27 protein-coding genes and 1 pseudogene are annotated in these 24,489 nt (G+C 56.0%); 4 read left to right on the top strand and 24 right to left on the bottom strand.

The genetic code is table 11. The features are described 5' to 3' along the window. Nucleotides 1-208: 208 nt before the first annotated feature. The 11 genes from JOD69_RS24580 to JOD69_RS08255 all read right to left on the bottom strand — a co-directional run bounded on the left by JOD69_RS24580 (nt 209) and on the right by JOD69_RS08255 (nt 10,744). A complete protein-coding gene (locus JOD69_RS24580) occupies nt 209-541 on the bottom strand; it encodes a hypothetical protein (RefSeq protein ID WP_245245521.1) in 333 nt (110 codons plus the stop codon). 34 nt (nt 542-575) lie between these two features. Continuing rightward, complete coding sequence (locus JOD69_RS08300; RefSeq protein WP_245245520.1) at nt 576-1,466, bottom strand: hypothetical protein; 891 nt, start codon at nt 1,464-1,466, stop codon at nt 576-578. Nucleotides 1,467-1,471: 5 nt separating this feature from the next. Continuing rightward, nucleotides 1,472-2,065, bottom strand: a complete 594-nt coding sequence (locus JOD69_RS08295; protein WP_210023879.1) for a TetR/AcrR family transcriptional regulator — start codon at nt 2,063-2,065, stop codon at nt 1,472-1,474. 1,056 nt (nt 2,066-3,121) lie between these two features. After that, nucleotides 3,122-4,132, bottom strand: coding sequence for a tetratricopeptide repeat protein (locus JOD69_RS08290; RefSeq protein WP_210023878.1), 1,011 nt, complete (start codon nt 4,130-4,132; stop codon nt 3,122-3,124). Between the two features lie 6 nt (nt 4,133-4,138). After that, a complete protein-coding gene (locus JOD69_RS08285) occupies nt 4,139-4,810 on the bottom strand; it encodes a tail fiber protein (RefSeq protein WP_240502412.1) in 672 nt (223 codons plus the stop codon). Nucleotides 4,811-4,835: 25 nt separating this feature from the next. Further along, the gene (locus JOD69_RS08280) at nt 4,836-5,717 is read right to left on the bottom strand and encodes a PEP-CTERM sorting domain-containing protein (protein WP_168175353.1); all 882 of its coding nucleotides are present in this window, start codon (nt 5,715-5,717) and stop codon (nt 4,836-4,838) included. Between the two features lie 313 nt (nt 5,718-6,030). Further along, complete coding sequence (locus JOD69_RS08275) at nt 6,031-6,234, bottom strand: hypothetical protein (RefSeq protein ID WP_210023877.1); 204 nt, start codon at nt 6,232-6,234, stop codon at nt 6,031-6,033. A 5-nt stretch (nt 6,235-6,239) separates the two neighbouring features. Further along, nucleotides 6,240-7,649 (bottom strand): amino acid permease, encoded by a 1,410-nt coding sequence (locus JOD69_RS08270; RefSeq protein WP_210023876.1) that lies wholly within the window; start codon nt 7,647-7,649, stop codon nt 6,240-6,242. A 30-nt stretch (nt 7,650-7,679) separates the two neighbouring features. Next, on the bottom strand, nt 7,680-9,428 hold the full coding sequence (locus JOD69_RS08265) for a hypothetical protein (RefSeq protein WP_210023875.1): 1,749 nt from the start codon (nt 9,426-9,428) through the stop codon (nt 7,680-7,682). 693 nt (nt 9,429-10,121) lie between these two features. Further along, the gene (locus tag JOD69_RS08260) at nt 10,122-10,412 is read right to left on the bottom strand and encodes a DUF2442 domain-containing protein (RefSeq protein ID WP_077728899.1); all 291 of its coding nucleotides are present in this window, start codon (nt 10,410-10,412) and stop codon (nt 10,122-10,124) included. Then, the gene (locus JOD69_RS08255; RefSeq protein WP_245245519.1) at nt 10,409-10,744 is read right to left on the bottom strand and encodes a DUF4160 domain-containing protein; all 336 of its coding nucleotides are present in this window, start codon (nt 10,742-10,744) and stop codon (nt 10,409-10,411) included. Before JOD69_RS08255 ends, JOD69_RS08260 begins: the two co-directional genes overlap by 4 nt. On the opposite strand from JOD69_RS08255, the gene JOD69_RS08250 reads away from it, so the two are divergent. Further along, nucleotides 10,737-11,051, top strand: a complete 315-nt coding sequence (locus JOD69_RS08250) for a hypothetical protein (protein ID WP_210023874.1) — start codon at nt 10,737-10,739, stop codon at nt 11,049-11,051. The two genes, JOD69_RS08255 and JOD69_RS08250, sit on opposite strands and share 8 nt — an antisense overlap. Before the next feature lie 177 nt (nt 11,052-11,228). On the opposite strand, the gene JOD69_RS08245 is transcribed toward JOD69_RS08250, so the two are convergent. The 6 genes from JOD69_RS08245 to JOD69_RS08220 form a co-directional block, all read right to left on the bottom strand. Beyond that, complete coding sequence (locus tag JOD69_RS08245) at nt 11,229-11,450, bottom strand: addiction module protein (RefSeq protein WP_077728897.1); 222 nt, start codon at nt 11,448-11,450, stop codon at nt 11,229-11,231. Nucleotides 11,451-11,485: 35 nt separating this feature from the next. Beyond that, entirely contained in the window at nt 11,486-11,623 is a 138-nt protein-coding gene (locus JOD69_RS08240; protein WP_210023873.1) for a hypothetical protein, read from the bottom strand. Between the two features lie 90 nt (nt 11,624-11,713). Next, the gene (locus tag JOD69_RS08235; protein WP_348529952.1) at nt 11,714-11,872 is read right to left on the bottom strand and encodes a transposase; all 159 of its coding nucleotides are present in this window, start codon (nt 11,870-11,872) and stop codon (nt 11,714-11,716) included. Between the two features lie 3 nt (nt 11,873-11,875). Continuing rightward, nucleotides 11,876-12,013: a hypothetical protein gene (locus JOD69_RS08230; RefSeq protein ID WP_210023871.1), complete on the bottom strand. Its 138-nt coding sequence runs from the start codon at nt 12,011-12,013 to the stop codon at nt 11,876-11,878. A 709-nt stretch (nt 12,014-12,722) separates the two neighbouring features. Then, nucleotides 12,723-13,415, bottom strand: a complete 693-nt coding sequence (locus tag JOD69_RS08225) for a hypothetical protein (RefSeq protein ID WP_210023870.1) — start codon at nt 13,413-13,415, stop codon at nt 12,723-12,725. Next, entirely contained in the window at nt 13,408-14,136 is a 729-nt protein-coding gene (locus tag JOD69_RS08220) for a hypothetical protein (RefSeq protein WP_210023869.1), read from the bottom strand. Before JOD69_RS08220 ends, JOD69_RS08225 begins: the two co-directional genes overlap by 8 nt. A gap of 344 nt (nt 14,137-14,480) precedes the next feature. Here JOD69_RS08220 and JOD69_RS08215 point away from each other — a divergent pair, with 344 nt between their 5' ends. Next, nucleotides 14,481-14,672, top strand: coding sequence for a hypothetical protein (locus JOD69_RS08215; RefSeq protein ID WP_210023868.1), 192 nt, complete (start codon nt 14,481-14,483; stop codon nt 14,670-14,672). Between the two features lie 548 nt (nt 14,673-15,220). On the opposite strand, the gene JOD69_RS25210 is transcribed toward JOD69_RS08215, so the two are convergent. Next, a complete protein-coding gene (locus tag JOD69_RS25210) occupies nt 15,221-15,631 on the bottom strand; it encodes a SelB C-terminal domain-containing protein (protein WP_348529951.1) in 411 nt (136 codons plus the stop codon). A gap of 315 nt (nt 15,632-15,946) precedes the next feature. On the opposite strand from JOD69_RS25210, the gene JOD69_RS08205 reads away from it, so the two are divergent. Beyond that, entirely contained in the window at nt 15,947-16,576 is a 630-nt protein-coding gene (locus JOD69_RS08205; RefSeq protein ID WP_245245518.1) for an RNA polymerase sigma factor, read from the top strand. A gap of 71 nt (nt 16,577-16,647) precedes the next feature. On the opposite strand, the gene JOD69_RS08200 is transcribed toward JOD69_RS08205, so the two are convergent. The 3 genes from JOD69_RS08200 to JOD69_RS08190 form a co-directional block, all read right to left on the bottom strand. Beyond that, nucleotides 16,648-17,955, bottom strand: coding sequence for a S8 family serine peptidase (locus JOD69_RS08200; protein WP_077728887.1), 1,308 nt, complete (start codon nt 17,953-17,955; stop codon nt 16,648-16,650). Next, a complete protein-coding gene (locus tag JOD69_RS08195) occupies nt 17,952-18,659 on the bottom strand; it encodes a zf-HC2 domain-containing protein (RefSeq protein WP_210023866.1) in 708 nt (235 codons plus the stop codon). Before JOD69_RS08195 ends, JOD69_RS08200 begins: the two co-directional genes overlap by 4 nt. Before the next feature lie 328 nt (nt 18,660-18,987). After that, complete coding sequence (locus tag JOD69_RS08190) at nt 18,988-19,707, bottom strand: TorF family putative porin (protein ID WP_168183841.1); 720 nt, start codon at nt 19,705-19,707, stop codon at nt 18,988-18,990. A gap of 887 nt (nt 19,708-20,594) precedes the next feature. Here JOD69_RS08190 and JOD69_RS24575 point away from each other — a divergent pair. Continuing rightward, nucleotides 20,595-20,705 (top strand): annotated as a pseudogene (locus JOD69_RS24575) (IS5/IS1182 family transposase); the annotation flags it as partial. A 424-nt stretch (nt 20,706-21,129) separates the two neighbouring features. Here the strand turns inward: JOD69_RS24575 and JOD69_RS08185 are convergent. The 3 genes from JOD69_RS08185 to JOD69_RS08175 all read right to left on the bottom strand — a co-directional run bounded on the left by JOD69_RS08185 (nt 21,130) and on the right by JOD69_RS08175 (nt 24,034). After that, nucleotides 21,130-21,495: a hypothetical protein gene (locus JOD69_RS08185; RefSeq protein ID WP_077728884.1), complete on the bottom strand. Its 366-nt coding sequence runs from the start codon at nt 21,493-21,495 to the stop codon at nt 21,130-21,132. A gap of 112 nt (nt 21,496-21,607) precedes the next feature. Then, nucleotides 21,608-21,916, bottom strand: coding sequence for a hypothetical protein (locus JOD69_RS08180; RefSeq protein ID WP_077728883.1), 309 nt, complete (start codon nt 21,914-21,916; stop codon nt 21,608-21,610). A gap of 1,002 nt (nt 21,917-22,918) precedes the next feature. Further along, nucleotides 22,919-24,034 carry a hypothetical protein gene (locus tag JOD69_RS08175; RefSeq protein WP_240507021.1) on the bottom strand — a complete coding sequence of 372 codons (1,116 nt, stop codon included), beginning with the start codon at nt 24,032-24,034 and terminating at the stop codon, nt 22,919-22,921. Nucleotides 24,035-24,489: the final 455 nt, after the last annotated feature.

Genomic DNA, 24,489 nt, shown 5'->3' with positions numbered 1-24,489 from the left:
CCGCAGGTGAATGGGGGCAGTTCTCGAATTCCGGCATGTGTCGGCGCGCGAGGACTGCTCCCCGATGTCCCTCCTCTCCTCGCCTACCCGTATGGAACGGGGAAAACCCACGGCTCTCCCCGGTTAAACCTCATTCGGATGTCCGCGTCTGCTTAGCGGTCATATTCCCCGGAATAGGCCATCCGCATAGAGTTGCGTCGTATTCGTCTCAGTGATCGCTCTTATACCAATTGGGCATCGCGATGATGCAGTTCGGCGTTAGGCCAGCCTTCTTGAGGACATCGACCGTCGCGACCACCTTGTTCTGGTGCAAGTCGATAACGCTCACCGAACCGTCGTCCATCTCCGGCAAATTGATGAAGCTGTTCTGAACGATGGCGTAGCGATGATCGGGCGAGAGCACGAAGTGGTGCGCGCCGCCGGCAGTCGGGATCGTCGACAGCAGTTTCGGCTTATAAGGATCGGCGATGTCGAAAATGTTGAAAGCGCCGGGCTTGGCTGTAGTGATATAGAGGCGGTCGACTTCCTCGTTGAAGCCCATTTCCAGCGGGAGACTTTGGCCGGTTTCCGCGAAGTCAAATACCCTCTGAAATCTGAAGTCCTCGGTCTCCGAACGCCAGGTCGCAGTCCACAAGGCTCCGCCATTCATATTGTTTATGTAGGCTATCTGGGGCTTGCGATGGGGGGATGAAGGCAATTTCGACCGGCGCTTCCCCGGAAGGCGAGGGTTTATACGAAAGCTTGTGGGTCGAAAGAATTTTCCGGGTAGACGCTTGTATGACGGAGACCGTCTCGCCGGCATCGTTCAGATCATTGGGGTTGACCGTGCTTGTCACGAAGATGCGGTCGAGCTCGTCATTGAGCATCACGCCGTGGGGATACTTTATGAACTTGTCGCTAGCTCCGTCGTTCCCGATCGTTGCAATCGGCTTATCCGACCGGGCGTCGCCAACGATGACGTTGTTGGACCCCATGCAGCTGAGATACCAGTGCTTGCGATCGTCCGAGAACGTTATGTCCTCTCCCACCTTGCAATCCGGGACGGCTACGACGGTCTTTTCTTCGGGGAATTTCGAGAGGTCGTAAACATAGAGCTCGGTATGCCCGAGGGACGTGACATATGCCTTGGTCACGTCTTTGTTGTAATAGATGTGATGTGCCACGAAATCCGGGGGCAAGGGCGTATCTTTGACAATCTGGTTGAATGTGGGCGAGTTCGGGTCCACATCGATGACCGCAATACCCTCTCTGCGATTCGGCTGCCCAACCTTGCTTTCATAGTTGAGCATGGCGAGCAGTTCAGCGCTTGCCGTGGCCGGTACCAAGACGCTCAGGGCGCTCAAACTCAATACTCGTAAAGAGGCGCGGGTGAAGCGATGGCATTTCATGCTTTTAAGCATCTCGGTTCTCCTTTCTTTCAGTTTGGACACAATAACAAGATGACCGGTCGTTTTATTAACAGGCAAAAAAATCAGGCTTTGAAGTAATCGTCGAGGAGAAACTCGAAGACCTGACTGAGGGGCTGAACCGAACGTTCGATTTTCATGCGAAGCAAAGCGCCCTGCCAGAGATTGAGCACCAGGTCGGCCATGAACGTGGCTGTCAGGTCCTTTCGGAAGCTTCCTTCCGCTTGCCCGCGAGCGATACCTTCTTTCAGTTTGTCGCGATAACGGTGGACGGCGTCGCGCAGCGAGGTAGAACAAAGATCGCTCGTTTCGCCTATCTCTCCGATGAGGTTGCCGAGCAGACACCCGCCTTTGAAGTCTCTGCGCTCGGTCTCCTCCATGAGTTCTTTGAAATAGGCTTTCAGCGCCGCCTCCGCACTGACATTCCTGCGATTGAGGTGTCCGTCGAGTTGCTTGATGAACGGCTCGATGTAGTGCTGGACCACCTCTGCACTGAAGGCTTCCTTGCTGGGAAAGTGGTTGTAGAAAGACCCCTTCGGCATGCCGACGCTTTCGACGATTTCCTGGATTCCCGTGCCATGGTAGCCCTGCTCCATAAGAAGCATAACGCCATGGTCGAGCAGCTTTTCTCGGACTTCGGCGGAATCTCGTTTTCTCATGGGGCATGAACAATATGACCGGTCGTCTTATTTGTCAATGGGGCTTCTTGAGGAATTTTGTCGTCTGTCGGCAAGTTTGCAGGCTTGATTTGCTTACGATGATCTGAAGCAAGCGGCAGCATTAGAGCGTTTTCATCGCGCTCGTACGGCAAAACCAGCTTGGCGGACGTCGTTGGCGCCTTCGGCTCGGGTAAATGGATTCAAGCATTCGTAGGTCGGCAATCCTTTCCCAATCGCAAACGGTCGCTTTAGTCGCGACCCTTCCGACGAAGACGTTCGGCCGGGACCTGGCGTCGGGAAGGGGGGCTTCGGCGCTCCAATCGCAAACGGTCATCCCAGGAGCGCTGGGATGACCCTTCCAATCGCAAACGGCCTGGCCGGGAGCGCCGGCCAGCCCCTTCCCGAAGACGCCGTTTGCGATTGGGAGGGATTCCCGACCTACTCGCGAGTGCCCGTACAATAGGTATGAAAATGCTCTAAGTACATTCAGGGAAGTCTTGCGGCATAGGCAACCTGCAGGACAACCCCGCCAATCAAGCCAATCTGTCGAGATTCCGCAAATATTTGCGGAATGTACTTAGCCCAAAATTCGCCTGGCAATGGCTGTAACCGGAAAACGACTAGCAACGCGTTATGGTTAACAAAGGCGAGAGCGTGCTCAGGACGTTCACTTGGCGCGCGGAATTCTCGGTGTGGGCGCTTCCCGCTCGGATTGACTGATTCCATCAGCAATGAGCCGCACTTTCCGCCACGCACTTCGTACAGATCAACGGCAGGAATTCGGCGAGGCTGTGTGAAAACTCACGAGCGAACCGACTCGAGATGGAATTCACTCCATTCATCCGTCACTAACAAGCAAATTCTGAATCGATAACTCCACGTCGGCAGGAACGTTAGGCAAAACTCGGCGGAACCTCTCCACCCGATTTTCAATTTTTGCGTTTTCACACAGCCTCCGGCCTGAACGGTCATTCGCCTTCGCCGATACCGGCCATTTCTGAACGACTGCTTTACCCTCGGGCGACTCAAGGAGGATATAGACAAAAAGAGCGATCCTCACGGGGGAGGAAAGGCGGCAAAGTGGCGGGCTAATCTCTCGTCAAGTTCGGGCTTCCATGTCTCCGGCATAACGGCGTTCACTTGCTCCAGCATCTCGGAAGCGCGTCGCACTTCTTCAGGACCAGGCGCCCGCCGGAGGGTGGCGGAAAGCCACATATACGTCTTGGCGAGAAATTCGGGAGCCAAATTGCCGGTGGCGGGGTCGCGAGGCGCCGTGAAATACAATTCTGCGGTTGGGAAGTAAGCCGGGCCGTAACCGTGTGAGGCCGCCGATTCGAACCAGTAGCGGGCTTTCTCCGGACTTTTTGGCTGCTGGCCGCCGGCGAGTTCGATCATTCCGAGCCGATATTGAGCTTCCCCATAGCCCCGTTGCGCCGCCTGCTCAAGCCAGGCCCTTCCCTTGGCGGAATCTTGCACGGCCGGGTCGCTCTCCAGGTAAAGCAAGGCGGTCGCGTACATCGCCTTGACGATACCTCGAGCCGCGACTTGTTCGCACAACGCGACGCCCTTGGCCGGGTCCTTGGGCACACCTGTCCCGCGGAGGTATAGCTCTGCCAACGCGCAGTGGGAAATCCAGTGCCCGCCCTGGGCAGCATCCTCATAGAGGACGGCCGCGCGGGCCGGGTCGGTCGGACCGTTAACGCCTTTCACCAAGCAGTCGCCCAGGAAATGCTGGGCGGTTGGCAGCCTGGTCTTGGCCGCGCGCTCATACCAGCGGCACGCCTCTGCGGCGTCCTTGGGGCGGCCCCAGCCAAGATCGTAAAACAGCGCTAGGGTGAACTGAGCCAGTGGGTTGTTTTTCTTTTCGGCGTGTCGCCGATATTCCGCATATGCCCTTGAATAATCCTGCCGGGCCAACAATTCCTGGGCCTTTTTCAGTTGGGCCGACCAGTCTTCGGCCGCCGCGAGAGAAACGGATGTCGAAACGGCCAACCACCCGGCCACAAAGCAAAGACCCCGGCGAACCGGGGTTTTTGCAAGCACCTTGAAAACGAATCGCCTGTCCATCGGACGTCAGTTGCGCGAAGGAAAAAGACCTTCAAGGGCAACGATGCAGTTGAGCACCAGATAGGGCGGCATGATCTGGACCGGCTGGCTGCCGCCGCTTGTGCCGATGGTAGTTGTCGCGGATGCCGTACCCCCGACGGAATTCGCCGCCATGTCGACATCCGGCGCGGCCGTGTTGTAGGTGTTATTACGGCCGGTCGACGACAGAGCATTCCCTGCCGGGTTGGGGGTGGCGGCCTGGCCGGTGTTTGCCCGGATTTTCAACCCGGACGTATCAACTGTCGTTGTTGCGGGGTGGCTGTGCGCAGGCATCTGGCCGACGTTTAGAGTCACCGCTTCCGAACCTCCATTTTCACCGAGAATGCGGTTGGATAATCCTGGCCCCTGGCCCATATGCATGGGAACTCGTCCCCGCAAATCGGGAAGGGCGAAAGTGGTCTGGCCATTGCCGCCGTAAGTGGTGCCCAACAGCGCAAACAACGCTGAATTCTGGGCGATGGACAGGAGTTGTCCATCGCAAGTGGCCCAACCCCGTGGCGCGTAGTTGAAACCGACAAAGTCGATGGAGCCGAGATAGTCCTCGGATCCTGCCGCCGAAGCCGAAATGGCGGTCGATAGCATGCCGCCGAACAGGATGACTCTCAATACCGAGCGAATTCTGTTGTGCAGAGTGTTCATCGTTGGTTCTCGCAGGATTGAGTGTCTAATCTGCTTTGATGGATCGGCGTGTCGCCCGCAGTCCCATTAAGCCTGCTCCGATCAGCCAGAACGTGGCGGGTTCGGGAACGGCCGGCGGCGTGGTTTGGTTCACCACGCTGCTGACAAAGAGCCGGCTCTCGACGGTGGCGCTATAAGTGCCATCGAACAGAGCCAGAAACATATTGTTCTCTCCGGTCAGATTTATTATGGCGCCCGGGCTGAGAAGGAAATCGAGCAATACGGTGCCGCTGTCCGACAAGGACGCACCGAAGGTGCCCAATGGCCCGAAAGGTGTATCCACTGTGGTCCCGTCGTTCGAGCCGCCGGCTGAGTCGCCGAAAAAAGTGTCGGAAATCAGATCGCTGAAGAAGATTTCCGTCACGCCATCATTCAGAAAGATGTCCCCTTCGATGCCCACGTCGTCTCCATTGGCATCGACCTGATTGGTAAATTGGAGGCCGAGGGTGATCTGGAAGGTATCGGTCGCCGAGGCATTGCTCAGGGTAACGCCGTAATTTCCGAAAAAGTCTGAGGATCCGGAGCCGCCAGCGGAGTTGCCGGTGCCGGTGAAGCTGATGCCGACGCTGTCATTGATATCGGTCAGGGCGCCGCCCAAGGGCAGGGTTCCGGTGAGATTGAGACCGCTGTCCACGGTCGAGGTCGTCAGGGAGCCTCCGATCACCTGGGAAAAAGTCCCGGTTTGGGTGGATCCCGCCGGCGCGGAAGAACTGAGACCATCCAAGTCGACCGTGGCCGTGATGGAAATGTTGGGATCGAACGGTACGGCCGACGCCTCCCCGCTCAGGAACAGCGCGACGGAGCAAGCCAGCACGATAAATCTGGGCAAGGTTGCCGCCGGGAATCGCATGACGGAATGCTGGAACATGTCCTTATTCTCCTCTGGATTGGTAAAGAACAACCGGAATGGCCGACCTTCGAGCGCAGCAATATTCGCGCCGATCATCTCAAGAGCACGTCCATCAGGAAGAATTATCTTCACAACCAATTAGTTACGTTCATTCCGTCCTCGCTAATCCTACGCCCGTCCACGCCAACGGGGATGAAACCGTAAAAATTCCTGACACTGTTACTATGACATTCCCCTCCCAGCGCTCCGTTTCGCCTAATCCCTAGGGACCACAGAAGCAGAAAGTTGAGAGAAAACTCGATTATTACCGTTATTGCGTTGGTACCCCCAATCAGGTGTAAGAAAATCTGACACTGACCCGCCCTCGGGCCGCATACCCGAACCTTTCGGCGGCTATTTCCTGGATTAAGGAAATGTCGGCGCTCGAATGGGCCGTCGACTCAAGACGAGATCCAGGCCCCAGCAGATCGGCCGGGTCTTCAATCATCCGTTCATGATGTTCGTTCATCGCATTGGTATGGATGAGCGGGCTCACCGGCGTCACTCAAGACCCGCGCCCGAACCGGCGTTCATTCTGAACCGCCAATAGGCATAAAAAGGCAATCCGCCAGCCAGGAGCGCCAAGCCCAGCCCGGTCTCCCGCGGATTATGCATCGCCAGGCTGGTGCAGAATGCACCCGCCACCAGAAAGAACGCCAAGGGCACCCAGGGATAGCCCAAGGTCCGATAGGGTCTCGGCAGTGCCGGCTGACGGTGGCGCAGCACGATCACGGCGAGTGCGGTGATGCCGTAAAACGCCCACATGCCGAAGATCGCGTAATTGAACAGGTGCTCGAAGGCCCGCTCGTCTCGACCGAATACCAGGATCAAGCCGCCCGCCGCGAGGCCCTGCACGATCAAGGCCTTGGCCGGCGTCCGATGCACGGGATCTACCTCCCCCATGTGCCGGAAAAACAGCCCGTCGCGGGCCATCGCGTAGGACACACGGGCGCCACTCAGGATGGCGCCGTTCAGGGTAGCCAGGGTCGACACGATCGCCGCCGCCGTGATCGCCCTGCCGCCCCACTCCCCCAGGGCGGAGGACGCCATGTCCTGGGCCAAGCGCCCGGATTGCCGGACCGCAGCTAGCGGCAGAACGTAGAAATAGGCCAGGTTGATCAAGAGGTAGACGGCCATCACGCCGATGATGCCGAAGATCAGGACGCGCGGGATCGTGCGCTGAGGATTCTGGATCTCCGCCCCGATCATGGTCACGTTGTTCCAGCCATCGTAAGCCCACAATGCGGCCGCCAGCGCGGCACCATAGAATTCGATGCCGTTCCCGGTCGAAGCCGTGGCACCGCCGGAAAAGTGTTCCCACGAGCCTTTGTCGCTGACGAGACTCAGGACCGCCAAGGCCACGATGGCACCGACCTTCAGCAGCGTCAGGAAAGTCTGTACCTCGCTTCCCAGGACGACGCCGCCGTAATTCAAGAGGGTGAAGACCAGGATACTGGCGAGCGCCGCGAGCTGGACGCCGGTGAGCGTGAAATCCAGGCCGGCGACGGAAGACCCCCAAACCGGTTGATCGAGATCATGGATGAAGAAACCGAGAAAGATGGCGAACGCCGTGGCGACGCTGGCGATCGATCCGGTCTTGCCGATGACCACCTGTTGCCAGCCGAAGAGGAATCCCCATAAGGGGCCATAGGCACGCCGCAGGAAGACATATTCCCCACCGGCTTCCGGGAAGGTGGCGCCGAGCTCCGCATAACTGAGCGCCCCGGCGAGCGAAAGGAGCCCTCCGGCCAGCCAGACCAGGAACACCGCCCAGACCGTGCCCGCCTCGCGGGCTATGGTCGAAGGCACCAGGAATATGCCGGTGCCGATCACGGTGCCCGCCAGGATCGCCCCCGTGCCAAACCATCCGATCCCCCGCTCCAGTTCGGGGCGCCTAGCGGGGAGGTTCATGGATTTCCGTATCCAACGCCATGTGGAACCTTAACGTGGAGGTCTGCGCATTTCATGGAACCAGCGACGGTACTGTTCCATGCGATTGCGCTGATCGGCCGGCGCACGCCGCACGCAGGTGGCATATTCGGCCGTTCCCGATTCGGCGCCCCAGCGGAATTCCGGACAGTCGTTGGGATTGTAAGCCGTCTCGAACGCCGGCCGCCGCGCCAGGATATCGGCGACCGTCAATCGCCAGGTCGAACCGTCGCTCCGGGTATAGGCAACCTGCCGCTCTTGTATCAGCTTCCGATGCCGTTGCTCGATCTCTTCCCTGACGATTTCCGGCACCCGTCCGCCGAGCACGAAAAGCTCGGGATAACGGACGATGCGCCCCGGGAAACGTGTCAGCACGTCCATGGCGATCAGGAGGCGCATGTCCCGGGAGGGCGTCGAATAGTCCTCCCAGGGTCCGACGGTCTCGAAGATCGAAGGCCCCGTCGGCATGGGGATGATGGCCCATGGATGCTGCCTCTGAAAATTCTCACCGTTCTCGACGGCGTGAACTCGTGTCTCCAATTGTTCGACCAAGGCGTCGAGCACGGATTCGTAGGCTTTTTCGGCATCCAGCCCCTCAGGATTGATGAACCGCATCACGCGCGCGTAGAAATCCTCCGCCGGAAGCTCGGCCTGCTCCGCCGAATAGGGTGCGATGAAGGGATGCTCCGCCAAATCCGCGTTGCTCTGGAGGCGCAGAGGCCCCTGCCCCTCTCTCCCGAGCGGCCGAAAGGATTTGAAGCCCGGACCCGCGCTCTTCACGTCATCGACAAAAAGAAACGTGCCTTCCCAGAAGCGTTTGCGGCCGACCGAGTTGTCCGGCTGCGCGTCGACGGCGAGGAGCAATCCGGCCTGATCGCCCGTTTGCGGGACCCATTTCACGATGACCAGGATATGCCCATAGGGATCGGCGTAGACCGTGCCGGGCCACAGGTTTTCGCGTTTGAGCTCGACCGGGTAGAAGTCCGTGCCGTCGTCTTCGAGTGCCGTTCGGGCATTCCCCGAGTGAACCGTATCCATCAGCCGCCGGGACAGATCTCTGAAGACCGAAGCAGGTGCCGATTTCGCCGAAAAGCGCTGGTCGATGATGGCCGGTCCGCAGCGCGGCGGCCTGAGCGAAGTCCCTCGGTCGCAGGCGCGAAACGCCACCGGCAATCCGATCTTCCAGGCGAAGTAGGCGCGGAGGAAATACGGGAGGTCCGCGCAGTCCGGCGTGGCGGGAAGCCTCTCGTCCTCGCCCTGGCCGAAGTGATCGTGAAGGAAGTTCCGCTCCGGGTTCCTGAGGATCGGTTCGAGAGAGGGCAGTGTGTAGTTTTCCTCGATCGGCGCATCGAAAAGGCGTTCGATCCAGGCGGAATATAGCGCCTCGTGCCGCCGGTCCCATTCGGCTCCGGTGCGCTCCGATCCGGCCTCGGCGTCGTTGCCGACGATCAGGCGGCGGCATGCGACCATCTCGCCCCGTCTCTGCGCTTCGATGCGGTAGGCTCCAGGGACGGCGTGATCGATGAAGGAGGCCGCGCTCCACGGAGGTCCGCCCCGCCAGGTGACGGCCAAGGCTAGTTCAGCGCCATCCGGCGCGAAGGCTCTCAGTTCGCTCACCGGCCCGTCAGTCGCCACGACCATGAGCTTGAGCGGCTCGCCGATCACCGGCTTTTCCGGCGATGTCCAAACGGACGCGGCCCCGCCCTCCGGGCACGGCTCGGCATCTGCTCCGTCCAGTGCCCGGCAGAGTGCCGGCAACATAAGTGCCGTGCCGATGGCGAGAAGCAATATACCCCTTAGGAGATTTCCCGGAAAAAATATCCCTGCGGACGCGTAGGCGGGATTAAGCAAAGCGCATCCGGCACTTCCGCCGCCATCGCCGGAGACTGCTGCCGCCTTACTCGGGTCTAGGTATGCTGCACCCATATGCATAAGAACATTGTCTATCGTATCGCCTAACGCCCTGCCCCGCCCCGCCCGATCTGCCGTGCACGATGGCCAGGTTTCCCGGGCGATCTGGCATTCCTCGTCGGTGGAGATCCCCGAGGACACGTACCGGACTCGCCGGCTCTTTTCCGATCCTTTACCTCGACGCTTTGCTGTTTCAATGTTGAATGACAGCCAAGAACGAGCTCCGGAAGTTTGTTTTCGAGTGCGTAGTTTTCGGCCAAGGCCGCCACTCCCCCTGATCACTACCGGACGTCCGTGAACGCCCGCTTTTTCGAACTCGCGCGAGTGATTCGTGCCCAATCCGGCCGCTCAGCCTCCAACAACGGCGAGTATTGGAAAGACGCTCCCTGGTTTTCTGCTGATCGGCGAAATATTTAGAGCCTATCTCAGTAGGCCGTTCGCCCTGAGCCGAGTCGAAGGGCCTGTCCTGAGCCTGTCGAAGGACTCAGGACAGGCTTGTCGAACCGTGAACGGAATCCACTTGTTCAGAGGTTCCCTAACGAATTAGCTCAGCGGTGGAGTATCAGCGGAGTCCGCTGGAGCGCTTTGTTGGGCATCCCTCGTTGATGTGGCTTCCCAGCGTGCCTGAATAGTATCCGCAGATAGATCTGCTCCACAGTCCCATTCGACGAAATATCGACCATTGTGAACTCGCTCGAACTCGGCTTTGTCTTTTAACGGTGAGAATGCTTCAGAGCCGAGATATGGCTTTACGTCAAATAAACCGGTTTTTCCATCTTCGGATTTGATGTACAGCACGTAATTATCTTGTGGAATGACTTCTGCAATATTCATTGATCAAGCCCTCGAATCGGGAACGGTTTCTTGCCGTTGACGGCCAATTGCCAGTCAGCAAGCAAATCATCTTGGTGTATTTCAATCCATGCGACGACCAGTTTGTGTTTCCTCGGTGGAAGCTCTCCAGCCAAAACGGCTCCGTCGAGAATCGAGTAAACGGCTACTTGGCCTTGATATTCGGCATGGATGTGCGGCACGTTGTGCTTGTCCGTATCATAGAAAAACATTCGAATGAGGATGCGTAAAACATCGAAATTGTTGGCATGATGATGACCTTTCCGGTTATGCCCAACGCAAAGGTAAGGGGCACGCCGCCAACGGATGTTCAACGAAGCCACCGAACCAGATCAAAAAACCAACCTTCAAAGCAGCCAACAGGCGGCACTTTCCTTTGAGCGCTGCGTTTGGCCAGCCCTGAATAGCGGCTTTGTAGGATGCGGTAAGGAACGAACCGCATCGTTCACTGCCGAAGGAGCGGAGCGACCGAGGCAGTCCGAGTTGAGCGCATTGTTCGGCATCAGTTTCGATGAACCCAATAGTACGGTTCGCGATGAAGATGCATTACTGCAAGAATTAGCAATTCGTCATTGCTCTCGTCGTGATGGTACACAATTCCATACGGGAACCGACGAATAAGACAGCGGCGAACGCCTTCTTCAATAAAGGGCTACATTCCGGGATGCGCGGTGGTTCGCTCTATCGCAGCGTAGACTTCCGTCGCGAATTGATACCCAAGCGTCTTTTCTCGTTCCTCGTAGTAATCGATTGCGAGTCGGAACTCCATTTGGGCTTCTGGATGGAAGGAGTACCGCATCACGAGAACCGTTTCCAGACCTCTTCAAAGACCTCTTCTCCCGATACCGGCTTAACAGAACCTGATTTAATCTCTTCCAGCCGCCGTTTGGCCACTTCAGCCCACTTCTTGTCGATTTCAGATTCTGGTGGGTTCAAGCTCTTGAGCACTGAGTCAGCTACCCGCGCGCGCTCCTCCACAGGGAGTGACTCGATTTCTCGCAACAGATCTTCTGTTTTCATGGGCCCTTCTCCCGCAGAGAGTTTCGTGTGATGTCTCAGTTTACTGTCGTATGAGCCTTTGCGCCTGCGGCATTCTCTTCGCCGAACTTTGTATTAGATTCAATTTTTGCGCAATGAAAGAACTTCTTCATCTGCATTCCTTGCTTTAGAGATAGATAAATGGGGTCAGACACGATTATTTTCCTTCCTCGGACGCCCAACTCCTTTGGAAGCCGCGCGTCGCTTGCTGAGCAATTCCATCGTCGCCTGGAACTTTTCGTCACCTAGCGCCCTTCCCATAGCGTGCCGCTGCGCTGGTAGGCGTAGTTGAAATATTGCACATGCTTGTGGCCAACGGATTGAAACACCTTGCTGATGCTGTTCTCGAATTGCGGGGTAGCGAGCAGGTGGATATGGTTGGCCATCCAGACGTAGGCGTGTATCTGCTAGCCATGTTTGCGGGACGCGTCCACCAGGGCGTCGCGGAAGAATTGGTAATCCGCATCGGCGGCGAAGATGATCTGCCGATTATTGCCGCGATGGATGATATGCTGGGTTTGGCCTGTCGGAAAGTTAAACGTCATTACTTTACCTTTTGGCCGACCACGACATGTACACGGCTAAGCAGTCCGGCGTATTCATGAAGCTGGGTTAGCCATCGTGTTACCTCAACATACGAAATAGAATGACTGCCCAATGTTGCAGTATCCCATCCGAGATGGATGCCGACCTGCGCATTCATTGGATATCTTCCATCTAAGATGTCGCAGTCGAGATGCTCTGCGGCGTCACGCATTCCTCGTACCTTCGCCCTTACGTGTTTACGAAGAACTTCGAGGTCTCGAGGTTTAGGGACTAGCGGCTGTCCGTCCTCGCGACGATATCCAAACCCACGTAGGCGTTCAAGATATTCGATTGCCCGATGTAAAGACTGCACACAGGACTCAAAATGGTCTTGTGCACGATACTCACAGTCCGCTGTCCCATCCGCTAGGAATCGCAGTAGCTGGTCTCTAGACGCTTCGTATTCAAGAATCGCTTTTTCCACGAGTCGGACGTACCCATCAGCGATCTGCCTCGCACGACCCGAAGGTTGAACATGAACGCCAAGAAATTTGCCGAGATCCCGCTTGGCCCTCAAAGAGCCCTCCAGGTGAGCAAGGCTCGGCATGTTTTTGGCCAAACGGTCGACACCTGCTTGATTGTCCTCGGAGTGGATCATCGGTGACGTCTAGCGCCTGAATTCAGCTGACGGTTGTAGCGAATGTAAAAGCGATTGGCTGGGATGACGAGTTAGGCAAATGAATATTCAACGTTGAGTGAATCCATCAAGGATTTGTACTGACCATTTTTCATTTCTTCTAAAATACTCTTTGGCCGTTCCTGGCCAGCGCGCTCCATATGAAATACGCCACTCCTTTGCAACCTGAGCAATAAAGTCAAGACGAAAACCGAAGAATCAATCCAGTCAACGGAATCTGAAAAGCCAATAACGCCTAATGCGCCAATAGCCGCACGAAATGACTTAATTTCGGTTCCAATCTCACAGGCATCCAAGATAAATATCGACCTTGACAGATTCCCATTAATCTTTCGTATGTCTTCGCTAATATTTATGTCTCCATCCCATGCAGTAAGTTGCCTTGAGTGTTTACGTTTACCTTTGTTGTCGATGTCCAAGTCATATGAGCCGTGGGCGCTCAATATGATTACATTCGGACCTCTTTGGTTCGCATCTAAAGAAACAAATTGGCCAATATCGTCGATATAGCGACTAGAAAGTAACGGTCTCTGGATAATCCGAATTGGATCATCCTGAAGGGATAGTAACGTTTCCAATGACGTATATATTTCCCTTGTAGCACGGGAGTCTGCGATTTCATCAGACCAAGCAGATTCAAGTATTAGAAGTTTCTCATACGCCATATTTTCTGTCCTAGAACAAAAGCCTAACGCCAGAGGTAACCAGGCCGCCTTATTAGCCATTATTCAAAACCAATTGCCTCGTAATTCTTCCCAACTCAGGTGCCCATTGGTTGACTTCCGCGCTAGTGGCACCAAAATCTGCACCAACGCGGTTATGTGCGATTTCATTTCTGAGACGTGTATACACGGTTTCTTGCATATTCGGTTTAATCGGACTTGGGGTTCTAGGTGTTTCTGGTGCTATAGAGATAATATTGGTATCCACAACGGCCTGCTTATCTCCACTAAGCGTTAGAATGATGTTGTATAAGAATATAAACCTTGCAATCGGATCTTCTTGTTGTATTGCCGACGAATACGTCCGCAGCGACGAGGAATTACGAAAGTTCAGAAAGCGCTGTTTTACTTGCTCTAAGGAGTTGCCACCAGGTTTCAATGTATCTGAAACAACATCCCACACGAGAACAAGACTCGAAGATACTTGACTCATACCTGAACCATCATTCTTTTTAATTGAATAGCCAGATTCTCTTAGGGAATGGATTGGACGATTGAATTCAAAGCTCAACACATCTACGAATTGCTGAACTTCCTGAACTACTTCCTGAACAGGCCAATCCTCGTAGTAAACCTCTTCTAGGTTTGCATTGATCACAATCGCTCCGCCTTCAGAGATGGGGCACGTAAGAAAATTTATGTTCGGATGGGCGGATTCTACAGTGATCTCTTCTATCTCTAAGCCCGAGGTTTTTGCTGTGAAACTGACAGTTCCAGTGTGCATTTTATTTCCTTGGCTAACTTCGTATTAAACACCTACCCCAGGTGTATAACACCGAGTGGTGCGGTATATAACTCAGAATTTATTATTTTAAGTTTTTGTAATTAATAAATTACCATCATATAGATGGGGCTTATGGCCGAAGCAGATACACCGCCCGCCGCCGGTGGCCCGAAACTGTTGAATCAGGTGCGCGCCCGCATCAGGGCGAAATAAGATATTAGTAGGGAAACACAATATGTCCATTGGCTCAGGCGCTTTATTCTCTTTAACGGCAAACGCCATCCCCGCGACATGGGCATCGTCGAAGTGGAGACGTTTTTATCCGTCTGGCGGCGGAAGGCAATGTGTCGGCGTGGACGCAGAATCAAGCCTTGGCCGTGCCTTTATCCCTCTATCGAGCGATATTGGGCATCGATTTACCGGGGCATAAAAACGTGAGCACCGCCATGATTTCTACCTATGTGCTGAATCGGGGTGGGCGAGGTGTGGTTAGTCTCTTGGACGGATTGAACTGGGACTTTTCCCATCTGGTGTAACGGTCCAACACTTTCGTCGGCAAAGGTTCGCCGACCTACGCTGGATACAGGACGCCGGCACTTTCGGCCGGGATCAATGGTGTTTTGCCCAGGGGATAAGGCTTTTCAGATCTTCTTTTCGGAAAGTTCAGGGTAATTCCAAATCGCTTTCAATAGCCGCGGAATCGGTGGGTTACGGCGCGTTCATAGCCCAGTGACCGCCAGAAAACGTTTTCTGGTACGCGCCTAACCCACCCTACGTAATGTTCAATTTAATGCCGAATGGAATAAGGGACTTAGCACTGACATGACATTGGCAAAATCCCTCTTCGGCAAGCTGTGAGGGGTGTTGCCGTTTAAGGAAGCTCTGGTTAAGTCCTTCGACAGGCTCAGGACGAACGGTAACGACTTGATTCCGTTCGTGGTGAGCCCTTCGACGGGCTCAGGACAGGCTTGTCGAACAGTGAACGGAATCCACTTGTTCAGAGCTTCCTTAACGGGTATCCGACCCTTTTGTTTCCCAGTGGAAACAGGAACAGGCTGCTCAGTGTTGGTGCGGGACCGAGTGGTCAGAATTGCAGGCCGTCGTTGCGCAGCAGGTGTGCGTCGCGCAGGCGGCGGGTCAGGCCGACGCGGTCGAAGTATTCCAGGATGTGGATGGCCAGCTTGCGGCCCGTGCCGATGCGGTCGCGGAACGCGGCGGCCGTGACCGTGCCGTCGGGCGCTTCCCGGGCGAGGTCGCGGACGATGTCGGCTAGCGCGGCGACGGCCGTCCGGTCGAAGTAGTGATCGTGGGCGACGCGGTAGACCCGGCCCATACGCGCCGCCTGTATCAGAAGCTTCCGCACCGCCGTTTCGTCCAGGGATTCGGCGCGGGCGATATCGCGCACCCGCGGCGGCTGGAAAGGCTGTTCCAGCAGTAAGGGCGCGGTCCGCCGCCATAGAAGATGCGCGGCCGAGACGTGGCGTCGGGAAAGGATTCCCGACCTACGCGCGAGTGCCCGTACAGTCGGTATGAAAATGCTCTAGCCCGCTAAAGAGTCTGCTGTAGTATCAGCGCCCGAATCTTTTCTATGAGGCGGTTGTCCGCCTAAGTAAGGGTAGTGAGTTGTCACCCAGAAATCGGGGGCGACCGGCTCCTTATCGGGCAGGGGCCCCCTTTTCAGACCGCCGCGACATCCCGCGGCAAAAAATCCTGACGGCGATGAACCTTTTCGGAATTTCCCGAAATCTACAGATTAGACTCGGATTATTCCTGCTTCGGAAAAACCAACCATGGTACCGATTCATTGCCTATGACCGTCGATCCCACGCTAATCCTGCCTGATAGACAAACCGCCTCATGCATCGATGATCATCGGGATCGGGAACTGATGACCGGTATCCAGGCGCGCGATGTGGGTGCTTTCGAGATGTTGTATTCGGCCTTCTATCATCGCTTGTCCAGGTTTATTTTTCAGGCGACGCGACAGCCGGATATGGTGGAGGATGTGATCAATGAAACGATGCTAGTCGTGTGGGAAAAGCCCGAGACCTTTGATTACACATGTAAGGTATCAACTTGGATTTTCGGTATTGCTTATCGAAAGGCGCTTAAGGCCTCGGCGAAGCAGGCCAGATCCGCCCATGCCGTGCCTATTGACGAGTTCGGAGAGGAATTGGCGGATAACAGAGCGTCACCGGCACGGCAGGTGGAAGGCGAGGATCTGCTCTCCGTTGCTTTGGACTCGCTCCCGCAGGAGCAACGCGCCGTTATCGAGTTGACCTTTGGCCATGGACTTCGTTATCAGGAGATCGCAGCCATCCTCGACTGTCCGGAAAATACGGTGAAAACACGGATGTTTCATGCACGCAAGAGGCTTCAGACCTTATTTAACGAGCTGACACCGGAGCTCATGGATCCTTCCGAAGAGGATATGTCATGACGCCGGCTGCTCGCGCGATAGAAAGCTCTCCACCTAGTCATGAAGCGGCGGTTCGGGAACGTGAAGATCGGCTACGAAGGCTTTCCGCAATCAGGGATACCGAGCAATCGCGCGAGTGCAAGGCAAGCATCGACGATCCGGTCCAATGGATTCGGAGCTTGCGCGGAGGTCGCCGCCGACGCGTGTAGGAGTTCTATAGCCTCAGGCGAGGTCAAGCTGGGCTTGAGTTGCCGCATCAGGGCCAACAGGCCCGTGACATGGGGAGCGGCGAAGGAACTACCGGACACGAAGTCGTACCTCCCGTGCGGCAGTGTCGTAAGAATATCGGTACCGGGGGCATGGATCCCATCGTTGGCGGCCGCTTCCGGCTTGCGATCCACCTGGGCGGCTCGGACCGCAATGACTCCGGTCTGATTGGCGGGAAAGCCCGCGATCGATCCGTTTTCACGGGCGTCCGCGCCGACCACGAGGATACCCTGATCGATCGCCGCCCGAAGAAGCCGTCCGACCAGCGGATCATCAGGCCCGGTCAGGCTCAGATTGATGATATGGGTGCCAAGACGCACGGCTTCATTGAGCGCCGCCAAGAGCGTAAAGCTGTTGCACACTGCAGCGACGGAACCGAAGCGCTCCGGCCAACACGCCTTAAGCGCGTAGATTTTGGCATCGGGCGCAACTCCCGCAATACCAATTCCATTTCCACGGTGAGCGGCGACTATGCCGGCGACAGCCGTCCCGTGGATATCATCGGTCGGTTTATCGTGATTCGATGATGCCAGATTTTTAGAGACAGCGATTTGGCCCCTGAGGTCGGGATGGGTATCATCCACACCGGTATCGACCAGCGCGATGCGAACGCCCCGTCCGGTCGTCAGACGATGGGCTTCCTCGATGTGCATGCGCTGTAAGTTTTTTTGCAGTCGAAAATAAGGATCACTGCCGAAGGAAGCCGACGCATTATTTACTAAAGCCCGGAAGGTCCGCATGATCTGTACGGATTCGACCCGGCGATCCTGCGCGATGGTCTTGATAGTATCGGCGGGGATTTGACCGACAGGAATTTCGTACACCACGCACACTACTCTCAAAATGGTAACAGGCCATTCCGCCATCAGCTTCAGCCCGTACTGCTCCGCCAAATCTACCGCGACGCGGGTGCTCCAGGCAGAACTCATGTAACGGCCATGTGCGCGATAACGATCCAGAATATTGTCCGGCACCTTGCGTCCGATGCTCGAATCGGTGAAAGTCACCAGGATGCGCCGCTCTTCAATCGATGGATCGGCCGTGGGACCGATGCTTGGAAAATCACGGTCCGTCACGCATCCGGTCAGTTGCAACAGGAGCGCCAAGACTAAAGCGATCAAGCTGAACGTCATGGCACCGAAGAAGGCCCGGTTGTCGGCTCTGCCAGCAATACACCCGGTTGGCGCCGAAGGTAGGCCAAGGCCGCTTCGATCCTCGCATTCTTGTCTCTGCCGTCGGCCAGTCGGACCGTATAAACGTCCGCCGAACCGGGCATGTCGACTCGGCTCCCGTCGACTGCTTTCAAGAGCGCATCAACATGTTCGGCGCCAAGACTCGGTTCGACCACCAGGCGCAGATCCCCCTGATTCGAGGCTGCGGTCGAAGCGGGGTCGGCCAAAGTTCGAAACCGGGGCTCCGTTAGTTGATCCCACTGGCGCCAGCTCAAGGGGACGATCAGCAGCAAAAGCACCACCGCCAGAGCCACGCGGGTCAGTGGCTTGCTTACGATGACCGGAAAATGCCGGAGCCAGGTTCGAAGTCGGCCAAATCGATCGAAGTGCAACGCCGCCGATTCGGATCGTTCACGCTGCCGAATGGTGGCGAGCAGGCGAGAGTATCCGGCCTGCGGATCCAGATTCGGACAAGGCGTGTGAGAGATTCGCTCCGAAAGCGCGTAAAGCTTCACCCGTTCACGTCGGCAAATCAGGCAACGGCTCAAATGCGCCTCCACCCGCGCCTGCTCTTCGCTCTCTAGGGTTCCGGTTATATGCCAGGGCAAAAGTGAAAACACATCATCGTGCTCACGGTCCGGCGGGCATGGCTTACTCAGATTCATCGCGCTTCTCCAACAATAAGAGCATCCAACTTAGGCATCCCATCATCCAAGAAGAGCTCGAGCTATTTGCAAATGTGAGACATACGTTCAGCGCTTCTCGAACGCTACACCACTGTCGAACAGGTCTAGCCCATAAGCCTGCATTCTAGGGGGCGTCCTTCAAAAGAAACTCGACCTGTCGTCATTACAAAACCATTGGACCCGAACAAGGTCGACCGTGCTCTTTTGACCGTTCGGCTATCCGGCTAGTAAGCGATAAATCGCCTACAAGAGGACCTGTCAATCCGCGGTTCTACTCTATTTATTCCGCGGCCAGGCCAAAAGTTCACTAAAAGCCGACAGAGAGGGAAAATAGAAAGCGGTCATCCAGCGGCTGGAGATATATCGATCCATTCTCAGGCTCGTCCTCGTGATGCTCGTAATAAGGCAACTTGGTATCCACATAGCGCAAATCGACCGAAATATACCGATTCACGTACCAGGTCACTCCGGCATTCCAGAAAAAGTAGTCGTAGTGCGCCAGTTCGCCGGCCTGATGAAAGCCTACGCCCGCGGACAGTTGCAGCCGATCCACCGGGCTATAGCGGCCGACCAGTTCATAGGCCAAGGTCTTGGCGCCACGGTTATAGGTATCGTAGGCGAAAGCCACCCGAGCGCTCAGAAGATCGCGGTAATGGAGCGAACCGTAGAGTTCGTTATAGTCCGAGTCCTGGCCGAACACATTGCCATCATATAGATACCGGCTAGCCGCGAGATCAAGCTTCCAGTTCTTGGCAAACTTGGTCGCCCAACCCAGATAAGGATTGATTTCCACATGGGCTCGGTCATCGTAGTATTCATCGTCGAAACTCACCGGCGCCACCCAGAGGCCGGCATACAGGCCGATTTCGTGCTCGTATTCCAGATTCCCCAGGCCGACGGGATTGTTTCTGCTCTTTGTGTAGCCCCGATAAACATAATCCGTTGCAAAGCTCACGGATCCCTTGAAGTCGGCAAGCGCCGGAACACTGAACAAGGCGAGCAGTAGCCACGAAAGCCTACGATTCATGAAAGATCTGATCGGTTTCGGCTAGGGGATATCACCGCATTCTCTCCGGGAACGATCAGGAGAGATCCGATGTCGACAAGCGTGAACTCAGCTCGCCATGAGAGAATTCGTCCGACCGACACATCTTCGGCTGACGACGGACGGCAGGCGTTCACACGTCCGGCCTCGGATAGGGACGGAACTCCGGTGATGCGCATAGCGAAGGCGCACGGCAGAAGGCTCGCACGGGGGCTGAGCAGCGCGGGTTCCGGGAGTTGGGCGTTGGCTTGTCATAGGAAACTCCTCCTGAGTCAGTTGGGCGATCGAGTCGCGCAAATGCCTATCCACTGGCTATGCCAAGTTGTGGAACCAAAAAGATAACGGCGGTCCGCCAGGAATACTACTTGGAGTCGGTCCAAATATTGGAAAGTTCAACCCACCTCCGAGATTCTTGCGGCGGATACCTTTCAACCTGAAGGATACACAGCAAGCCCGAACGAGTCAGCACGGCACACCTTTCCCGAGCTATAGGCAGTCCGTCGTTTGTAAAACCTCCCGTCCGCTCAAGCATCCTATCGACTTTCGTCGTATTCGGTTCATGCGACTAGGACGGGTGTTCGAGGGCAAAGAAGGTTTTCTACTGACAGTGTCGGGCTGGTATCGAGAAATCTGACCTCGGGTGTCTCTAATTCCATTCGGCATTCGAGTGAACATTACGTAGGGTGGGTTAGCGGAGCGTAACCCACCGATTCGAGGTCGCTCGGTGGGTTACGGCCTCGCGGCCTAACCCACCCTACAAAAATTAATGCCTGATTGAAAGCGATTTGGAATAACCGCCCCACACATGCGGACCGGGATAAGAAACACAAGATCGAAAAAGCAGTCTGCCAGGACAGCGCAAAAAAGAGGGAATCGCAAGTTACGACGCCGGCAAGAGGGTGAAAAGCCGCAACCGGCCTATCGCGGTCGATACCTTGGTATTGGCGGATGCTGTGATTTCGGCCGGGATTCAGGATCGAATTGGGGTTCATCACCTGGTCTTGCGTCGACTGCCGTCGCCAATCCACCGGATCTAGGCCATCTTGGCTGATGCCGCCTACAGCGGCAGCCGGCTCGATTGGACCGGATACCTGTTCCGATGAATCCTGACGATGGTGAGCCGCGTCATGCCGGACTGTTCGAAGTGCTGCCCTGGCGCTGCTGGTTGGCCGAGCGGGCTTCGCCTGGCCCAGCAATAATGCACGCCGCTTGAGCAAAGATTGCGAGATACACTCCGCCGCCTCAAAGGGCTTTATTCGGATCACCATGATTTCTCCCATGCTTCGCCGCCCCCCTTCCCGCGTTTGAAAACTATTTCCGACTGACGACCGGTGTACGGATTGATGCGCCAATCCATGCTCCTCAATCCATACGCCGGCGGACGTCGATCGCTATGACACAATTTTAAAGATGCGAAGACGTCGTAAGATGCCAACTTTGGGTACAGGGTGGCGAGCTGCAAACCTGAAACAGCGAGGTCGCGCGATCGACCCGCTTTTCAGTCACAGTGCCATCGGCTGCTTGCATTGTGCTCTCAAGCACAACCGCTTGCATCACGGCTTGTTGCGATGCCAGATCGACCGAACCGGACGCAATATCCAGCCCGCCTTCCACTCGATCGAGCGCGCTATCGTCCAGCCGAGACAACGCAGTACCCGTTTCTTGCTGGGACAGATTATCCAAGGCGTGAAACTGGGAATCAGCGGAGGCCGCAGTCATACATAAGAGAGCGAGCGGTAGCAGACCGCCCCATGTGAATGATGTTTTCATCGGCCGCTCCATACTTTTCTGATTGAAGCAAAAAGGCGGGGGATCGTATGACCGTTCCCCCGCCTGGTTCTCCGGCCCTCATCAGCATTCGATATGGGCCATGGGCTTCGCTTTATTTACCGCCAATGCTCTGCTGCGTGACCGCCACAATATTCTGATTGGCGCCGCCCTTGCCCAAGGCTAGGTTGACCGCGGTTATCGTGGTTACGGCTATGTTCTGGTTAACGTTACCAACGTTTAATTTACGATCGTGATCTTTCTTAAACGGGAACAAAATCCCGCCTTCGACAGCAGAGAGTTGCCCTTCGGTCATCGGTTTCAAGCTGGACACCTTGCCCAATGCCCGGAAGTCGTTATCGGCCATTGCAGGCCCGGCCATCATCACCGAAGATAGTACTGCCGCTATTGCATAAGATTTCATGATCGAACTCCTTGTGTTACAGGGTTAACGCCTCCCCTACCCTCGCATTCCTTACTTTTACTGTAAATGTCGGGAAATTCGGAAAGGTTCACCGCCGTCAGGATTTTTTGCCGCGGGATGTCGCGGCGGTTTGAAAAGGGGGCCGCTGCCCAATAAGGAGCCGGTCGAACCCGATTTCTGGGTGACAACTCACTATCCTTGGGCGGACAGCCGCCTCATAAAAAAGATTCGGGCGCTGACACTACAGCAGACTCTTCAGCGGGCTAGAGCATTTTCATACCGACTGTATGGGAACTCGCGCGTAGGTCGGGAATCCATTCCAATCGCAAACGGCGTCTTCGGGAGCGCCGAAGCCGCCCTTCCCGACGCCACGTCTCGGCCGCGCATCTTCGTCGGCAAAGGATTGCCGACCTACGATTGAGTCGATCTACCCTGGCCGAAGGCGCCAACGACTCCTGCCAGGCCTGTTTCGCCGTACGAGCGAGATGAAAACGCTCTAAGTGCGAACGGCAGAAATGGCCGAATTCCGGTCGCCGTGGCCACCCTGAGTGAATGATCGGAACGGGCACGGAGCGACAATCGACAGGCTTAAATGGCGGCCGGCGACAGGCGTGTTGGGTCTGCCCCGGTTACCGACTCGGTAGCCTCGGGCGAATCATGCTCTTCGCTGACGAGCGCCTGCCATTTCTCGTAGGAGGCCGGTTCGAAGCGCTCCAGCGCGAAGCGTCATTCGCCGGTCCTTATAGGTAACGATCACACGCGCCAAGGCATTGATCAGCGCCACATTGGTGCCAGGGCGCAATTTCAAATGGCAATCGGCTTTCACATGCGCCGATTTCACCCAGCCGATAATCCAAGCGGTCGAAACTCAAGGAAAAAACAAACGGAGAGGATTCTCGCAGACCCTCTCCGTTTCATATTCATAGGCAAACCGCCGTCCCTTTGTCCTTTTCGAGAATGCGCCGCTGAGACAGTCTGGTTCTTGATATAGGGCTACAGCAATTACCTGATATTCTTCTGCTTTGTCCTGCTGCTGGCGAGCAGGTTGGGCGGCGGACCGATCGGCTTGAAGTTCTTCAGCAGAGGAATGTCATCCTTGTTGACCCACCTGAGGTCAAGATCGTAGGTACCCGGCTGCCCCCAACCTCCAGTGAACTTCTCGCCATCGGGCGTGAAGCTCCAGCACATGTCTTCGCCGGCGGTATTGATGGTATCACCGAGGTTCAATGGTTCCTGCCATTCACCTTTCGGATTCTGGTATGCGATCCACTCATCATGTCCGCCCCGCGAGCCGAGGTCAGGCCGCGTGCTGGTAACGATTATGCTCTTGCCGTCCTTTGACAGTCCGGTCCAGTGCAGGTGGTCGCGGTACGGCGAATTGATCCTCGGACCGAGGCTCTGCGGCTTCTGCCAGACGCCGTCCTTCTTCTCAACCTTCCAGATGTCGCTATCTTGCGTTACTCCCGGTTGTTGGTAGCTGAAGTAAATCAGGCTGTCGGAAGCGATGATTGGGCAGTGCTCCTCGCCAGTCGGCGTATTGATGTGCGGCAGCTCGGGAACTTCGTTCCAGTTTCTGGCCGGCTGCCAGACGCCATCGACTTTTTGAGTGACGTAGAGATCGCCGGTGGACAGATTACCCGGCTCGTATCTCGTGAAGTAAATGACATTTCCGTCATCGGAGAAACTCGGCTCCAGTTCCCAGGCGGACGTGTTGATGTTCGGCCCTACAGCGGGATCAACCTCCGGTCCCAAATGGACGGGCTCCTGCCAGGCGCCATTCTCATAGTGGGACATCCAAATGTCGAAATTGTAGGGGGTCCCAGACGACTCTACGCTGCCCGGACGGGTGGAGGTAAAGATGGCGGTTTTCCCGTCGGCGCTGTAGGTGATCTCGAAGTCCGCACCAGCCGAGTTGAGCGGTTCGCCCATACTTTTCGATATTGGCGGAATCGCTTTGGCGCTCTCGTTACCCGGCATGTCCATACCGGGCATCGCATCACAAACCCCGTGCGCCAGGATGAGTACCGGCGCCACGGAACAGAGCCTTAGAATAAGGCATTTCTCTTTCATACCCCGCCCCGTCATTTCAGATGGATAATACTTCGTACTGTTTTTCATAAACAAAGCTTATGCTACACCGCATCGCAATTTTTGCGATAAGCCCCTCCTTATCTGTCGTTGCGGCGTCAGATTATGTCTAATGTTTGACGTGGTCAATGAGAAGTTTCTAATGTTTTAATGTTTGACATGGTCAAGTAGAAAGGGACACCCCAGTCAAGCCGCATTGGCCATTCGGCCATTTATCTCAAATTGATCCGAGCTCTGATAGCCCGGGTACGAATGCAGCCGCTTGCTCTTCCAGCGCTTTATGATTTCAGGTCGCCACACCTAGCATCCATGTGTGGGGCGGCCGCTTTCCGCAAAGCTCGCTCGTGCGTGCAGGATCTCGGCGAGAGTCACTGTCGATCATTGCCTCAGCAGCCTGTCGGCTTGTGGACGCGAATGACCACTCCACTCGGTAACCCGCCCTTGAATCCGCAGAGTGGCGACCGGTAGCTTTGGGCACTGACGAC

The sequence above is a fragment of the Methylocaldum sp. RMAD-M genome (genome assembly GCF_017832375.1).
GTDB lineage: Bacteria > Pseudomonadota > Gammaproteobacteria > Methylococcales > Methylococcaceae > Methylocaldum.
This window is presented reverse-complemented; position numbering and strand designations above follow the sequence as displayed.

What these genes read in the sequence shown, in the direction of transcription:
- JOD69_RS08280 (WP_168175353.1), bottom strand. Translation starts at nt 5,717, where the DNA reads ATGTTCCAGCATTCCGTCATGCGATTCCCGGCGGCAACCTTGCCCAGA.
- JOD69_RS08180 (WP_077728883.1), bottom strand. Translation starts at nt 21,916, where the DNA reads ATGAAATCTTATGCAATAGCGGCAGTACTATCTTCGGTGATGATGGCC.
- JOD69_RS08290 (WP_210023878.1), bottom strand. Translation starts at nt 4,132, where the DNA reads ATGGACAGGCGATTCGTTTTCAAGGTGCTTGCAAAAACCCCGGTTCGC.
- JOD69_RS08200 (WP_077728887.1), bottom strand. Translation starts at nt 17,955, where the DNA reads ATGACGTTCAGCTTGATCGCTTTAGTCTTGGCGCTCCTGTTGCAACTG.
- JOD69_RS08185 (WP_077728884.1), bottom strand. Translation starts at nt 21,495, where the DNA reads ATGAAAACATCATTCACATGGGGCGGTCTGCTACCGCTCGCTCTCTTA.
- JOD69_RS08295 (WP_210023879.1), bottom strand. Translation starts at nt 2,065, where the DNA reads ATGAGAAAACGAGATTCCGCCGAAGTCCGAGAAAAGCTGCTCGACCAT.
- JOD69_RS24580 (WP_245245521.1), bottom strand. Translation starts at nt 541, where the DNA reads ATGGGCTTCAACGAGGAAGTCGACCGCCTCTATATCACTACAGCCAAG.
- JOD69_RS08270 (WP_210023876.1), bottom strand. Translation starts at nt 7,649, where the DNA reads ATGAACCTCCCCGCTAGGCGCCCCGAACTGGAGCGGGGGATCGGATGG.
- JOD69_RS08285 (WP_240502412.1), bottom strand. Translation starts at nt 4,810, where the DNA reads ATGAACACTCTGCACAACAGAATTCGCTCGGTATTGAGAGTCATCCTG.
- JOD69_RS08245 (WP_077728897.1), bottom strand. Translation starts at nt 11,450, where the DNA reads ATGAAAACAGAAGATCTGTTGCGAGAAATCGAGTCACTCCCTGTGGAG.
- JOD69_RS08220 (WP_210023869.1), bottom strand. Translation starts at nt 14,136, where the DNA reads ATGCACACTGGAACTGTCAGTTTCACAGCAAAAACCTCGGGCTTAGAG.
- JOD69_RS08265 (WP_210023875.1), bottom strand. Translation starts at nt 9,428, where the DNA reads ATGTTGCCGGCACTCTGCCGGGCACTGGACGGAGCAGATGCCGAGCCG.
- JOD69_RS08190 (WP_168183841.1), bottom strand. Translation starts at nt 19,707, where the DNA reads ATGAATCGTAGGCTTTCGTGGCTACTGCTCGCCTTGTTCAGTGTTCCG.
- JOD69_RS08260 (WP_077728899.1), bottom strand. Translation starts at nt 10,412, where the DNA reads ATGAATATTGCAGAAGTCATTCCACAAGATAATTACGTGCTGTACATC.
- JOD69_RS08205 (WP_245245518.1), top strand. Translation starts at nt 15,947, where the DNA reads ATGACCGTCGATCCCACGCTAATCCTGCCTGATAGACAAACCGCCTCA.
- JOD69_RS08230 (WP_210023871.1), bottom strand. Translation starts at nt 12,013, where the DNA reads ATGACGTTTAACTTTCCGACAGGCCAAACCCAGCATATCATCCATCGC.
- JOD69_RS08175 (WP_240507021.1), bottom strand. Translation starts at nt 24,034, where the DNA reads ATGAAAAACAGTACGAAGTATTATCCATCTGAAATGACGGGGCGGGGT.
- JOD69_RS08250 (WP_210023874.1), top strand. Translation starts at nt 10,737, where the DNA reads ATGTTCAACGAAGCCACCGAACCAGATCAAAAAACCAACCTTCAAAGC.
- JOD69_RS08195 (WP_210023866.1), bottom strand. Translation starts at nt 18,659, where the DNA reads ATGAATCTGAGTAAGCCATGCCCGCCGGACCGTGAGCACGATGATGTG.
- JOD69_RS08225 (WP_210023870.1), bottom strand. Translation starts at nt 13,415, where the DNA reads ATGGCTAATAAGGCGGCCTGGTTACCTCTGGCGTTAGGCTTTTGTTCT.